We start from the raw sequence: 13,608 nt of genomic DNA, 5'->3' as shown, positions 1-13,608 counted from the left end.
TGTGAACACTGCTTCACTATTAATGATTAAAAGAGCACATCTGAAAATTCATCTATAAAAAGCTACTATTTCAATGTATTAGAAATAGTGGTGCCTTTTTGACAAATTTATTTTCTTCAAAGCGTAAATTTATCTTACGCTTTGCCGATATTCCTCCCTGCCACCTTAGCGCAAACCGGTACGTTTGCGCCTGTTTTACAGGTGTGCTGCGGGCAAGAGTGCGCCGCAGTTAATTCTTCTCAGGGAGCAGTAAATGAACCATCGTAAACCCCTGGTGGCGGCCGTCGTCGCCTCCTGCATCGTTCTTTCCGGCTGCAGCGCCATGACTACCGCCATCAAAAAGCGCAATCTTGAAGTTAAAACGCAGATGAGCCAGACGGTATGGCTTGAGCCTTCCAGTCAGAAAACGGTCTATCTGCAGGTGCGTAATACCTCTGACAAAGATATGAGCGATCTGCAGTCGCTGCTGGCGCAGGACCTGCAGGCTAAAGGGTATACTGTCACATCCTCGCCCGATACCGCGTTCTACTGGATTCAGGCTAACGTGCTGAAAGCGGAAAAAATGGATCTGCGCCAGTCGCAGGGCTTCCTGGCGACCGGCTATGAAGGCGCGGTTACCGGTGCAGCGCTGGGTGCCGGCATTACGGCCTATAACGGTAACTCGGGTGGTGCGATGCTTGGCGTCGGTCTGGCCGCAGGCCTGGCAGGAATGGCAGCCGATGCGCTGATTGAAGATGTTAACTTCACCATGGTGACCGATCTGCAGATCTCCGAACGCAGTAAAAACGCCGTGACCACTGACAACATTGCCGCACTGCGTCAGGGCACATCGGGCATTAAGTTGCAGACCAGCAGCGAAGAGGGCAACCGCATGAAGTATCAGACGCGCGTGGTGTCCAACGCCAACAAGGTCAATCTCAAGTTTGAAGAAGCGAAGCCGGTGCTGGAAGCGCAGCTGGCGAAATCCGTGGCAGGCATCATGTAATCACGGGTGCCGCTGGTGCTTTCCGGCCGGCGGCAAATCACAACTGTATAACTCTGAATATACGTCCTGAATAGTTACAGCATCCCTTAACATGAAACACTAACCGGTGCCGGTTTGACGCACACAGCCCCCTCTTTGACCCTTTCAACCTCAGGCGCAGATCTGAAACAGAGTTGCCCCTCCTGACCCGCCGCCGCGCCCGGCCCGCAGGGCCGGAATGAGTGGAACAGGTAAAAGGGTGCTGTAACTAATAAAGCGCCTGACAGGAAAAGGATTGTCACATATTCAGCCCGGCCATCAGCGTTACGTTTCTGATTACACCTGATATCAACATTATTCCACTGACTGTTATCAGGAAGCATTCAGGAGCTTAGGGTTCAGGCTGAAAAACGCAAACCCTGTCATCAAGCCCCGCTTCCTTTTCTCGTTCTTTTTGCCGTTTTCATGAACGTTGGATATTTAAGCTATTAATTTCAACCACTTATCTGAAAATCACATAACTATCTGTTTCCAGATGATGATTTTGTGATCTACCTCGCCAGTAACATTCATTATATGTTGTTATATTCGTTATGCGTCATCTCATAATGAAAATCAGCAACACGCCATCTCACACTTTCTGCTTAAGATCGTGCGGTGACCTGCTGCCTTCATTCAGGCGTACTGAACCCTACAACTCCATTTAATAATTAAAAGGTAACGATATGGAAGGCCAGGAACTCCAACGCAAGCTCGGCTTTTGGGCCGTGCTGGCCATTTCCGTCGGAACGACCGTCGGTTCCGGTATTTTCGTTTCGGTTGGTGAAGTAGCAAAGGCAGCAGGCTCGCCGTGGCTCACGGTGCTGGCTTTCGTGATTGGCGGACTGATTGTTATTCCGCAGATGTGTGTCTATGCGGAGCTCTCTACCGCGTATCCCGAAAACGGCGCGGACTATGTGTATCTGAAAAACGCGGGCAGCCGTCCGCTGGCATTTCTCTCCGGCTGGGCCAGCTTCTGGGCAAATGACGCGCCGTCGCTCTCTATCATGGCGCTGGCGATTGTCGGTAATATGGCCTTTCTGATACCGATCGACCCGTTCACCGGGAAACTCATTGCCACCGGTCTGATTCTGGCGTTTATGCTGCTGCATCTGCGTTCGGTTGAAGGCGGCGCGACCTTTCAGACGCTGATCACCATCGCTAAAATCATTCCGTTTGCCATTGTCATCGGCATCGGCGTGTTCTGGCTAAAAGGGGATAATTTTAACGCACCGGCCACCGCAACCTCCGGTACGACGGCAGGAATAATGGCGCTGCTGGCCGGGATTTCCGCTACCAGCTGGTCCTATACCGGCATGGCCTCTATTTGCTATATGACCGGAGAGATCAAAAACCCCGGCAAAACCATGCCGCGTGCGCTGATCGGTTCCTGTTTACTGGTATTAGTGCTCTATTCGTTGCTGGCGCTGGTGATCACCGGGCTGATGCCATTCGATAAACTTGCCGTCTCGGCAACGCCAATTTCCGACGCACTCACGTATATTCCGGCGCTCGGCAGCGTGGCGGGAATCTTTGTCGCCATTACTGCCATCATCGTGATCCTTGGCTCACTTTCCAGCTGTGTGATGTATCAGCCGCGTCTCGAATATGCGATGGCGAAAGATAACCTGTTTTTCAAAAGCTTCGGGCATGTACATCCAAAATACAACACGCCGGATGTCTCTATTATCCTGCAGTGCGCCCTCGGCATCTTCTTTATTTTTGTCTCTGACCTGACCAGCCTGCTGGGCTATTTCACGCTGGTGATGTGCTTCAAAAACACCCTGACCTTCGGCTCGATTATCTGGTGTCGCAAACGTGAAGACTATAAACCACTGTGGCGCACACCGGCGTTCGGCCTGATGACCTTTGCCGCTATCGCTTCAAGCTTAATTCTTGTTGCCTCCACCTTTGTGTGGGCGCCAGTTCCGGGGCTGATCTGCGCCCTGATTGTTATCGCCACCGGTCTGCCCGCTTACGCCTTCTGGGAAAAGCGCAACCGCCGTCTGGCTCACGTTTCTTAACCCTGTCTGGAGAGTTGTTGCATGCTGAATATTGATAAAAACACGGTGGATTTCCTGGTAACTGAAAACATGGTCAGTGAAGTGGAGAAGGTGCTTGAGAAAGACGTTCCCCGCGTACATGCCCTTGTTGATGAAATGATCAAACGTGGCGTCGATCGCATCTACTTTGTCGCCTGCGGTTCCCCGCTGAATGCAGCGCAGACGGCAAAGCATCTGGCTGATCGTTTCTCCGGCCTTCAGGTTTATGCGCTTTCCGGCTGGGAATTTTGCGATAACACCCCCCACCGGCTGGATCCGCGCTGCGCGGTAATAGGCGTCTCTGATTACGGTAAAACTGAGGAGGTCATTCAGGCGCTTGAGCTGGGCGCGGCTTGTGGCGCGCTGACCGCCGCCTTTACCAAACGTACAGACAGTCCTGTTAATCAGGCTGCGCAGCATGTGGTGGCGTATGAAGCAGACTGCATCTGGGAAATTCATCTGCTGCTGTGTTACAGCGTGGTGCTGGAGATGATTACGCGCCTCGCGCCGCACACCGAAATCGGCAAAATTAAAAACGATCTGCAAAAGCTTCCGCAGGCGCTCGGGCATCTGGTGCGTACCTGGGAAGAAAAAGGGCGTCAGCTTGGTGAGCAGGCCTCACAGTGGCCGATGATCTATACCGTAGCCGCCGGTCCGCTGCGTCCGCTGAGTTACAAAGAGGGGATTGTTACGCTGATGGAATTTACCTGGACACATGGATCGGTGATTGAGAGCGGCGAGTTCCGCCATGGCCCGCTGGAAATCGTAGAGCCGGGCGTGCCCTTTCTGTTCCTGCTGGGCAATGACGAAAGCCGTCATACCACCGAGCGCGCTATCCGTTTCGTACGCGAGCGTACCGATAACGTTATCGTGATCGACTATGCCGAAATCGCTCAGGGACTGCACCCGTGGCTCGCCCCATTCCTGATGTTCGTCCCGATGGAGTGGCTCTGTTACTACCTCTCCATCTACAAAGACCATAACCCGGACGATCGCCGTTACTATGGCGGGATCGTCGAGTATTAATTTCCCCGCCCGGTCTCCATGCAGGCCGGGCATCACAGCAAGGACATACGAATGAAAACGGGTATGTTTACCTGCGGACATCAGCATTCATTGCTGGCGCGCGCGTGCGGCTGTCACAGGAGGGTCAATGAAACGGCTGGCAACGGTAGGTGATAATTGCGTGGATATTTATCCCGGGCTGGGTAAAGCGTTTTCTGGTGGCAACGCTGTTAACGTGGCGGTTTACAGCACGCGTTACGGGATGCAGCCCGCCTGCATCAGTTGGGTGGGTGAAGATGATTATGGTGCCATGCTGCGCCGCGATCTGGCGCAACATGGCGTGGATATTTCCCGGCTGCGTGTGATGCCCGGTCTGACAGCGCAGACGCAGGTGGAACTGCGCGATAACGATCGCATTCTCGGTGACTATACCGAAGGCGTGATGGCAGATTTCAGCGTGGGTGAGCAGGAACTGGCGTGGCTAATGGAGTTTGACATTATTCACTCCGCCATTTGGGGTCATGCTGAGTCCGCTTTTCCCGCACTGAAAGCGGCGGGAAAAATCCTGTCGTTTGATTTTGCAGATAAATGGGAAAGCCCGTTATGGCACACGCTGCCGGAACATCTTGATTATGTTTTTGCCTCAGCAAATACCGATAATGCGTGGCTGCGCGACCGGCTGCAAACCGTGGTGCAGTGTGGCGCAGGGGTGGCGATCGCCACGCTGGGTGAAAACGGCAGCCTGGCGTGGGACGGCATACAGTTCTGGAAGATGCCGCCGCAGCGCGTCAGCGTAGTAGATACCATGGGGGCAGGGGATTCATACATCGCCGGGTTCCTGTGCGCTATCGCTAACGATCTGCCGCTGCAGGGTGCGATGAAACAGGGTACCCGGTGCGCTGCGCGTACTATTGGCTATCATGGTGCCTGGTGAGGGTCAGCGCTGGCGTGACATTACCCATGCCAGCGCCTGTTACTCATCCGAAAAGGCCCATATAATCAACCCTACTCCTCTTACAACTTCAGGGTCGATTCATGTCAGCTACGGAGCGCTACTCACATCAACTCCTTTACGCCACCGTGCGCCAGCGCCTGCTTGATGATATTGCGCAGGGAGTTTACCAGGCTGGCCAGCAGATCCCGACTGAAAGCGAGTTATGCACGCTCTATAACGTTAGCCGCATCACTATCCGCAAAGCAATCAGCGATCTGGTCAATGACGGTGTGCTGCAGCGCTGGCAGGGCAAGGGCACTTTTGTGCAAAGTAAAAAGGTTGAAAATGCGCTGCTGACGGTAAGCGGTTTTACTGATTTTGGCGTTTCCCAGGGTAAGCCGACCCGGGAAGAGGTCATCGAACAGGAGTGCATGAACGCCGATCCATTTTGTGAAAGGCTGAATATTCCCGGTAGCAGCGACATTTTTCGCCTGATGCGGGTCATGTATCTTGATGATGAGCCGCTGTTTATCGATATTTCCTGGATCCCGCTCTCCCGTTACCCGGCATTTGACACCATTTATACCGCAGGCGCCTCTACTTATAAGCTGTTTCAGGAAAAATTCGATACTCGCGTGGTGAGTGATAAGAAGACCATAGATATTTTTATGGCCACTAAAGCCGAGGCCCAGAGGCTGAAATGTGAACTGGGCGAGCCGCTGTTTCGCATCAGTAAAATCGCTTTCGATCAAAACGCGAAACCGGTGCACTATTCGGAACTGTTTTGCCGCGCTAACCGCGTTAGCCTGACTATCGATAATCAGCGTCAGAAATAAAAAAGAGGGCCAGGGCCCTCTTAATGTTTTTCTGTCAGACAAATTTTTAACGCGGGATACGCTTTGTGCACATTTGCCGATCGCGCCCGGTCAGCGCCGGATTACTGCATTCATCAATTCATTGCAGTAATCATGAGCGCTGTGTTACGCCCGCCTGTCTGACGCAATGATCTGTTCTGCTATTGCCGGTAAATCGGGACCAGAAATATCAGGCTGTTCACCCAGCAACAGCGGTGCGTTACCGGGGCGGGTGATCAGCGCGCCTTTCCAGCCACAGGCCATGGCGCCGATAATATCCCAGGCGTGCGTGGCTATCATCCTGAGCGCAGCAGGTGGCCGATCCAGCGCCTCACTGACGCTCCGATAAGCGGCCGCAGCAGGTTTAAAACAGCCGCTCTGCTCAACGGAGAACTGCTGTGAAAAAAACGACGCCAGTCCGGATTGCGCCAGCACCTTTTTGCCGGCGTCTGCCGATGAGTTCGTAAACGTCACCATCTCAAAACCCGCAGCCTGCAGTTTTTCCAGCGCGGGCAGCGCATCAGGATGAGCAGGTAACACCGCCATTTCTTGCTGAAAACGCGTTATCTGTGATGAATCAAGCGCAATCCCGCGGATCGTCGCCACCATCTTTAATACGGCAACGGCCAGTTCACCAAACGGCACATAGCGACCGCTTAACGTGAGCGTCTGGGAATACAGGATCTGTTCCGCAAACCACTGACGTATCACCTGCGCATCGCCAAAGGTATCCAGAAAAAAAGTATCCAGATAGGTCAGATCGAGCAGCGTTTCGTTAACATCAAATACCAGCAGGGTAGCCTCTTTCATTATTATCTGTGCACCTTTTTTCATAAAACGTATTACTGCAGAGCATAACGTGCGGGCTGCCAGAGGCGCAGCCCGCGCGGGTATCACTCAATAACCCAGACGCTGACGCTGCCGCCGTTACAGGTGAACACCGCTTCACCCTGTTCGTTGGTGGTAATCGTCTCATCGCGATTGCCGAGAAAATCGCGCCAGTGTTTACCGGCGTAGTTTTCTCCCAGCGTCAGCGTTTTTTCTCCGCTGTCGCCGTTAGACATCACTACTACGCAGCCTGGCTCATCTTCAGTCCCGCTGCGGCTGAAAGCGATGCAGTTGGGATGATCAAACCACAGCGTCTGTACCCCGTGAGCAAAGCGCTGGCGCGCAATCATCAGCTGATCGAGCTTATCGATTACGGGCATTTCAACTTTATGCGTTTCACCATCGCTGCCGGTATCTTCATAGCTGGCACCATAAAGATCCGGGTAGAACACGCAAGGCACACCATTTTCACGCAGCAAAATCAGCGCATAGGCGAGCGGCTTGAACCAGGCTTCCACCGGCGCTTCAAGTGCCTGCAGCGGTTGAGTATCATGGTTAGCAACAATAGTGACGGCGTGGAACGGATCGGCTTCTACCAGCGTACCGGAGAAGATCTGGCTCATGTCGTAGCTGCTGCCCTGCTTAGAGGCTTCGTGAAATTTCATGTGCAGTGGGGCATCAAACAGCAGCGTTTTACCCTCAACCTGATTGATATACTGCTGCAGTTTATCCAGCTCAAATGACCAGTACTCCGCCACGATAAACAGCGGCTTCTCAGAGACCTCCTGCACATGGTCAATCCACTCTTTGTAGAACCAGGCCGGGATATGTTTAACCGCATCCAGGCGGAATCCGTCACACTGGGTGGTTTCCAGCATCCAGCGCGCCCAGTACTTGATCTCTTCCGTCGCCGAGCGGTTGCGGAAATCGATATTGGAGCCCATCAGGTAATCAAAATTGCCCAGTTCATTATCAACCTGGTCGTTCCAGCCCTCGCCGGTGTAGTCATTCACAATCTTGAACACACCATCTTCATCAGGGTTTTCGATATGATCGACACCGCTGAAGCATTTATAGTCCCAGACAAACTTTGAATACTGTCCGCCACGGACCGGGAAGGTGTAGCGGGTCCAGGCTTCGCACTCCACTACCTCTTCATGAATCTGTGAACGATCCTGATCGTCGACGCGGTTAACCAGAATGCGCTCTTTCTCATCCGCGCCCATTTTGTGATTAACCACCACATCCATCAGTACTGCAATCTGCTGCTGCTGCAGCGCGGAAATCGCCGTATGCAGCTGCGCTTTGTCACCATATTTCGTGGCAACAGTGCCTTTCTGATCAAATTCGCCCAGGTCAAACAGATCGTAAGTGTCATAGCCGACTGAACTGCCGCCGGAGGCGCCTTTATAGGCCGGTGGCAGCCAGATCATATTGATACCCGATTCGCTCATATGCGCTGCACGTTCGGCCAGCTCAGGCCAGAGCTGGCCACCTTCAGGGTAATACCAGTGAAATGCCTGTAACAGGGTTGGATTTTTCATCGCCGGGCTCCGTTTATAGTCAAAAGAATTATGGAGCGGGAATGGAAAAGCGCGCGACTATTCAGCGGTCACCGCACTTTTTGCTGTTGCGACAGCAGGATCGGCATGGGATGTGCATTACTCCTAAAAGCAGGTGTGCCACTTTGCAGCCGCGTTTTTTTATTTATGCTGATTCTCCCTGATGCCTGCTACTGACTTACGCGGAGCGTACATGATCCGATACCTTTCCTCCTGCTCACTGATTCTTTTCAGCTCTTTTTGCCTGATGCAAAGTGCGCATGCGGATACGTCCCGAACGCCGCTGATTGCCGGCTACGGTAAACTCTATGACACGCCTGATGCGGCTTTTCAGCCTGACAGCACGCAGCGCTACAAACTGGTTTTCAAGGTGAGTGAGGCAGCGAGTAATGCGGCGGATATCAATCCCGGCCTGAATGAAGTGGCGCGCGTTATCAACCTTTATGGCCGTTCCGGCGTGCCGCTCAGTCAGATTGACGCCGTAGTAGCCGTTAATGGCGGCGCCACGCCCGCTATGCTGGATGAGCAGCACTACCACAAGCTATTCGGTGCGGCCAACCCGAATCTGCAGCTGATTAAAGCCCTGAATGATGCAGGCGTTAAAGTAACACTGTGCAGCCAGGCGCTGGCCTGGCATCATTACGATCCTCACTGGGTCGCGGCACCCGTTATCACTACCCCCTCAGCGCTGACCACGATGACCGTGCTGCAGAACCAGGGTTATGCGTTGCTGGATACGCAGGGAGGGAGACAGGATAAATAACATCTGCTGATTGATTGTTTTAGGTGAGCGATGCGCGGGAAGAGCAGACTGAATAACACGGCTATCGTGTGCCTTAAAAGCTGGCCTGAAGGGTCACGACCTCTACCCGCTCAAACTCTTCAGCCACCAGCTCCATACGCTCATCAAAAACGCCACTGCTTTCAAAAAAGCGCTGGTGCTCCTGACGCCAGTAGCGGAGGCTCAGATCGCCTTCACCCTCTTTACGGGCAAACGCTTCGGTGACATCGCAGAACCGTATCAGCTGCAGACTGACGATGCGAACCACGCAGACCGGTCGATTGTGGCCGTCCAGGACAATGCTGTAGCTGCCGACAGTCGGCGCTTCAGCATCGTTCTGAAAAGCAGCCAGCGAACCGCAGGTGGCGGTTTTCCTGCCCTCTGTAATCAGTTTCGCCAGGGTATCCGCCAGGGCAGGTGAATCACCAAACGCCCGGCTCAGCGCCTGCGGGTATTTCGCTTTAAGTGCATTTATCTCAGTCATATTGATTCCTTTCAGGTATCCGGAGTAGTTCTTCAACGGCAGGCGTTTCAGGGGTATACAGTGCGGTGTAACCGTGCTGCTCACCGGTAAGGTTTGCTTTGAAGATAGCGTCCACAACATAGACGTGGTTCATCAGACGCAACGCCAGATGACGTTTCTCTGCAAACTGTGCGGCATCAATGTCGGAAATCGCCTGCAGGGTGGCGGCGTCTATCCACAATTTATAACGGAGAAGGGTGGTCAGGGTGCTGCTCATGGTTTCATCCTGAAAAAAGGCAGAGTCTCATCATAGCAGCAAAAAAAAGCACCAGAGCAATAAAAAAGAGGAGCCAGGCTCCTCTTTTGTCATGCAGTCACGTTAACGCACGATGTGCAGGAAGTGCAGGTGCTTCTCATACTGGTCGAGAATATCGTTGATGATTTGCTCCTGATTCCAGCCCATTACGTCATAATCCTGGCCGCCCTCTTTAAGGTAGACGACTGCACGGTAATACTTCTGTTCCTCCGCTTTGTCACTTCCTGACATCCCTGCCAGCGCAAAGGCGGGCTGCAGGTAGGGACGCGCGCGGACTTCGTAAACGAAGTTAAGCTCCTGTCCCAGATCCACCTCAAACCGCACACGATCGTCTTCATCGGCACGGGTATGCGACGGGGTGTTTTGCTTTGCCAGCTCCTGCTCTACCATCTCCATCGCCGGATAGATGACTTCCGTCATAAAGCGCTTCACCTGCGAGCGTTTCGGAAAGTAGGCAATGTTACGTAAACGGCGCTGCCACGGAATCGGGTTGCGCGCAGCCGTGGGCGCGATAGTCGCAATTTGCTTACTGTCGCGCTTCCAGGCATCTACGCGTAACGCTTTGAGCAACCCGTAAATTGACATCAGCAGGATCACTGCAAACGGCAGTGCGCTGGCGATAGTGACAGTTTGCAGTGCCTTCATGCCGCCTGCCAGCAATAGCGTGACCGCCACTACGCCCATCAGCGCTGCCCAGAAGATACGTTGCCAGACGGGTGTCTTATCGGTACCGCCGGAGGCAAGCGTATCTACTACCATTGCACCCGAATCCGCAGAGGTGACAAAGAACACCACCACCATGGCCATGGCGATAAAGGAGAGCACTGAGCTGAAAGGGAAGTGCTCAAGAAAGTTAAACAGCGCAAGCGTTTGATCGCTCATCACTGTCTGCGCCAGGTCGGTAGCGCCCTGCTGCATGATCAGCCAGATGGCGCTGTTGCCAAAGAAGGTCATCCAGAGCAGCGTAAAGCCCGCCGGCACGAACAGCACGCCGGTGACAAATTCACGGATGGTACGACCGCGCGATACGCGGGCAATGAACATGCCGACAAACGGTGACCACGCCAGCCACCAGCCCCAGTAGAACAGCGTCCAGCCGCCGAGCCACTTACTCGATTTGGGTTCATAGGCGTAGAGATTAAAGGTTTTGGTAACCAGCTCTGAGAGGTAGCCACCGGTATTCTCCACAAAGGATTTCAGCAGCAGCACCGTCGGGCCCAGGGCGCCGACCAGAATCAGCAGCAGTACGGCCAGACTCAGGTTTATTTCTGAAAGAATGCGGATGCCTTTATCCAGACCCGACACCACCGAGAGCGTGGCCAGTGCAGTGATCACAACAATCAGGATCACCTGCATCGTCTGACTAATCGGCAGACCAAACAAGTGATTAAGACCGGCGTTAACCTGCAGTACGCCGTAACCCAGCGAGGTGGCCACGCCCAGTACGGTACCAATCACCGCGAAAATATCCACGGCGTGGCCCATCCAGCCGTAGATACGGTCGCCAATAATCGGATAGAGCGCTGAGCGCAGCGTTAAAGGCAGTCCGTGACGATAGCTGAAAAAGGCCAGAATCAGCGCCACGATCGCATAAATTGCCCAGGCGTGCAGCCCCCAGTGAAAGAACGTGATACGCAACGCTTCCCGCGCCGCGTTTACGGTTTCCGGCTCGCCTGATGGCGGCGCCATGTAATGCATCACGGGTTCTGCCACACCGAAGAACATCAGTCCGATGCCCATGCCGGCGGAAAACAGCATGGCAAACCAGGAGTGGTAACTGAAGTCGGGTTCCGCGTGATCGGGCCCGAGCTTGATATCGCCATACCGTGAAAGCCCCAGGTACGCTACCGTCAGTAAAATCAGGGCAACAGCGAGGATATAAAACCAGCTGGCGTTGGCGAAAAGTGAGTTTTGCAAGGCGCTAAGCTGCACATCAGCCTGTTCAGGGAACAGCGCAGCAAAGGCTACCAGAATAAAAATAAGAGCAGCAGACGTGAAGAATACCGGTGGATTGATATGGCTTCGCTTCTTTTGGATATCCGTTTCTGATGTTGGCATAAGTATCCTGCATAATGTGAATGAAGACCAAATGTAACAATCAGTATGGAAGAGTAAAAGCGATACGCCAGCAGGTGTTTAAAAACCAGGCTAATTACGCGAAATTATTTCCGGGAGTGACCAGCGGGCTACCTGCTCCACGGCTACTTTGTCTGCTTCGCAGGTCATCGCCGCGTTTGCGCGTGACAGGGCGAGCCTGGAATGGCGCTGAGCATCAGCGGCGTAACGGTGCGGTGCAATCTGTGCCAGCGCCTGAAGCGCCTTCTGCAGACGAATATGTACCTCAGCCAGTGCAGCGCCATCGCGCCCGATGGCACTGAAAATATCATCAAACATATCGCTGATCCGGGCGGGCTCAATAAATATGCGCGGCCAGGTCACCTCATCAGAAGCCGCAGGGACAGGGTGACCAAACAATCTGACAGCACGGCCAATGATATCTATGGCCGTACCCGGATCGTTGACGGCAGGCGAAAGTGCACGCGAGGCGATTTCTGCGAGCACACAGAGGCCAAAACGGGGGTCCTGCTCATAAGAACGCTGTTCACCCACGGTAAATGCACGCTGCAGATGGTCCTGATCTTCTTCGGACATCGGTTGTGTGCACCACAGCAGGGGCGAGCCCGGATGCACAAAGCTGCCGGGCTGGGCAGCCAGATAAAGATGCACCTGCTGCGCGTCTGCCCAGTCGTTTAGCCGTTGCAAATCGATATGCTGCAGGTACCCAATCGCCTCGGGTAAAAGCGGGTGCGGTGTGGCCGCAGCGGGCAACTCCCCCTGCCAGGCCGATCCGCCCATACAGGGATCCTGTAAGCGTTCAGTCAGCGCCGCGCGGGTTGCCTGCTCAACACGCTGAGACGTTTCGCCGAGGCTGCCAAAATTAGCCAGATGCTGGATCCAGCGCAGCAGAGTGATCACAATCATGGCGATCACCAGCAGCGTTACAAAGAACAGCACAACCCGCCCCTGTGTGCCGTATGCGCCCATCCCCAGCGCAATGATCCCTACCAGGCTGTAGAGAAACGAGCCAATGAACGTCGCCAGCACATTCTGCGTGGTGCGATCCTCCAGCAGCAGACTGGTGGCGCGGGGCGTCACGCTGCTGCTCGCAGAGTTATAGGCTGAGACCATAATATTCAGCGAAAACGTCGTCACCGCGAGCATACTGGAGGCGAGAATAGCCAGGATTTCATCCACGGCTTCACTGCCGATGAGACCGGATACGGAAGCAGGAATAAACGGTTTCACCGCGATAGCCACCAGCGCGGTGATCACCGCCAGTACGGCAAACAGCGAGCTGCGAAACCAGAGCTGTTTTGTCAGCCGGCGCAGTAACCATTGTGTTTTCGACATCGTCTTCCCTGTAATCAGACTGGTTAACTGCGGCTCAGCAGCAGGCGTATGCCGGCAAGCGAAAGTATATCCCCAGCACGGCGTCGGGCATGCGCTGAACGCGCTGATAAAGAGCAGCCATCATGGGCGCGGAGAACAGCAGCGCATAGCTGCAGAATACCGCAGCACAGATTGCTGCGCAGCCACCCATTATGTTGGGCAGCACCCCGGCATCAGCACCGGGCGTCAGCGTCACGGATATAATGGACACCCAGGTAAGAATAGCCCTGGGATTTAATATGTGCATGAGCACACCCTGCCGGAACCGTTTACCGTCGCGCACAACAGGCTGCGGATGTGTGTCCGCGCGCTTTTCTGCCGGCCGCTGCGCATTGCGGTACCCATAATCGCCATATTGCCGCGGCCCGGA

The 13,608-nt window shown here is 54.1% G+C and carries 12 protein-coding genes and 1 pseudogene; 6 read left to right on the top strand and 7 right to left on the bottom strand.

Translation table 11 applies throughout. The annotated features are described in order from the left end of the window. Positions 1-253 precede the first annotated feature (253 nt). From traT to SB719_RS14595, 5 genes are all read left to right on the top strand, one after another. Positions 254-985, top strand: coding sequence for a complement resistance protein TraT (gene traT, locus SB719_RS14615; RefSeq protein ID WP_065647990.1), 732 nt, complete (start codon positions 254-256; stop codon positions 983-985). Between the two features lie 704 nt (positions 986-1,689). Continuing rightward, positions 1,690-3,027, top strand: a complete 1,338-nt coding sequence (frlA, locus tag SB719_RS14610; protein WP_412159345.1) for a fructoselysine/psicoselysine transporter FrlA — start codon at positions 1,690-1,692, stop codon at positions 3,025-3,027. A 21-nt stretch (positions 3,028-3,048) separates the two neighbouring features. Next, positions 3,049-4,071, top strand: coding sequence for a fructoselysine 6-phosphate deglycase (gene frlB, locus SB719_RS14605; protein WP_412159344.1), 1,023 nt, complete (start codon positions 3,049-3,051; stop codon positions 4,069-4,071). 127 nt (positions 4,072-4,198) lie between these two features. Then, the gene (gene frlD, locus SB719_RS14600; RefSeq protein WP_412159343.1) at positions 4,199-4,984 is read left to right on the top strand and encodes a fructoselysine 6-kinase; all 786 of its coding nucleotides are present in this window, start codon (positions 4,199-4,201) and stop codon (positions 4,982-4,984) included. Positions 4,985-5,085: 101 nt separating this feature from the next. After that, positions 5,086-5,820, top strand: coding sequence for a GntR family transcriptional regulator (locus SB719_RS14595; protein WP_040113415.1), 735 nt, complete (start codon positions 5,086-5,088; stop codon positions 5,818-5,820). A 144-nt stretch (positions 5,821-5,964) separates the two neighbouring features. On the opposite strand, the gene SB719_RS14590 is transcribed toward SB719_RS14595, so the two are convergent. Next, a complete protein-coding gene (locus SB719_RS14590; RefSeq protein WP_412159342.1) occupies positions 5,965-6,648 on the bottom strand; it encodes a haloacid dehalogenase type II in 684 nt (227 codons plus the stop codon). 83 nt (positions 6,649-6,731) lie between these two features. Beyond that, a complete protein-coding gene (gene amyA, locus SB719_RS14585) occupies positions 6,732-8,210 on the bottom strand; it encodes an alpha-amylase (protein WP_412159341.1) in 1,479 nt (492 codons plus the stop codon). 211 nt (positions 8,211-8,421) lie between these two features. Between amyA and SB719_RS14580 the strand changes: the two genes are divergently transcribed. After that, complete coding sequence (locus SB719_RS14580) at positions 8,422-8,991, top strand: DsrE family protein (RefSeq protein ID WP_040113417.1); 570 nt, start codon at positions 8,422-8,424, stop codon at positions 8,989-8,991. A 73-nt stretch (positions 8,992-9,064) separates the two neighbouring features. Here the strand turns inward: SB719_RS14580 and SB719_RS14575 are convergent, their stop codons facing one another. The 5 genes and pseudogenes from SB719_RS14575 to SB719_RS14555 all read right to left on the bottom strand — a co-directional run bounded on the left by SB719_RS14575 (position 9,065) and on the right by SB719_RS14555 (position 13,521). Then, positions 9,065-9,493, bottom strand: a complete 429-nt coding sequence (locus SB719_RS14575) for an ASCH domain-containing protein (RefSeq protein WP_412159340.1) — start codon at positions 9,491-9,493, stop codon at positions 9,065-9,067. Between the two features lie 25 nt (positions 9,494-9,518). After that, positions 9,519-9,749 (bottom strand): annotated as a pseudogene (locus tag SB719_RS14570) (DinB family protein); the annotation flags it as partial. A 102-nt stretch (positions 9,750-9,851) separates the two neighbouring features. Further along, positions 9,852-11,846 (bottom strand): BCCT family transporter, encoded by a 1,995-nt coding sequence (locus SB719_RS14565; protein WP_203025637.1) that lies wholly within the window; start codon positions 11,844-11,846, stop codon positions 9,852-9,854. 90 nt (positions 11,847-11,936) lie between these two features. Next, positions 11,937-13,199: a DUF2254 domain-containing protein gene (locus tag SB719_RS14560; RefSeq protein WP_412159339.1), complete on the bottom strand. Its 1,263-nt coding sequence runs from the start codon at positions 13,197-13,199 to the stop codon at positions 11,937-11,939. Between the two features lie 34 nt (positions 13,200-13,233). After that, on the bottom strand, positions 13,234-13,521 hold the full coding sequence (locus SB719_RS14555; protein WP_412159338.1) for a LysE family transporter: 288 nt from the start codon (positions 13,519-13,521) through the stop codon (positions 13,234-13,236). Between the last annotated feature and the right edge of the window lie 87 nt (positions 13,522-13,608).

The organism is Pantoea sp. SIMBA_079 (assembly GCF_046940275.1).
GTDB lineage: Bacteria > Pseudomonadota > Gammaproteobacteria > Enterobacterales > Enterobacteriaceae > Pantoea > Pantoea borealis.
Note: the sequence above shows the minus strand (reverse complement) of the source record. Positions and strands in the feature narration are given on the sequence as shown.

What these genes read in the sequence shown, in the direction of transcription:
- amyA (WP_412159341.1), bottom strand. Translation starts at nt 8,210, where the DNA reads ATGAAAAATCCAACCCTGTTACAGGCATTTCACTGGTATTACCCTGAA.
- SB719_RS14590 (WP_412159342.1), bottom strand. Translation starts at nt 6,648, where the DNA reads ATGAAAGAGGCTACCCTGCTGGTATTTGATGTTAACGAAACGCTGCTC.
- frlD (WP_412159343.1), top strand. Translation starts at nt 4,199, where the DNA reads ATGAAACGGCTGGCAACGGTAGGTGATAATTGCGTGGATATTTATCCC.
- traT (WP_065647990.1), top strand. Translation starts at nt 254, where the DNA reads ATGAACCATCGTAAACCCCTGGTGGCGGCCGTCGTCGCCTCCTGCATC.
- SB719_RS14560 (WP_412159339.1), bottom strand. Translation starts at nt 13,199, where the DNA reads ATGTCGAAAACACAATGGTTACTGCGCCGGCTGACAAAACAGCTCTGG.
- SB719_RS14595 (WP_040113415.1), top strand. Translation starts at nt 5,086, where the DNA reads ATGTCAGCTACGGAGCGCTACTCACATCAACTCCTTTACGCCACCGTG.
- frlB (WP_412159344.1), top strand. Translation starts at nt 3,049, where the DNA reads ATGCTGAATATTGATAAAAACACGGTGGATTTCCTGGTAACTGAAAAC.
- frlA (WP_412159345.1), top strand. Translation starts at nt 1,690, where the DNA reads ATGGAAGGCCAGGAACTCCAACGCAAGCTCGGCTTTTGGGCCGTGCTG.
- SB719_RS14575 (WP_412159340.1), bottom strand. Translation starts at nt 9,493, where the DNA reads ATGACTGAGATAAATGCACTTAAAGCGAAATACCCGCAGGCGCTGAGC.
- SB719_RS14565 (WP_203025637.1), bottom strand. Translation starts at nt 11,846, where the DNA reads ATGCCAACATCAGAAACGGATATCCAAAAGAAGCGAAGCCATATCAAT.
- SB719_RS14580 (WP_040113417.1), top strand. Translation starts at nt 8,422, where the DNA reads ATGATCCGATACCTTTCCTCCTGCTCACTGATTCTTTTCAGCTCTTTT.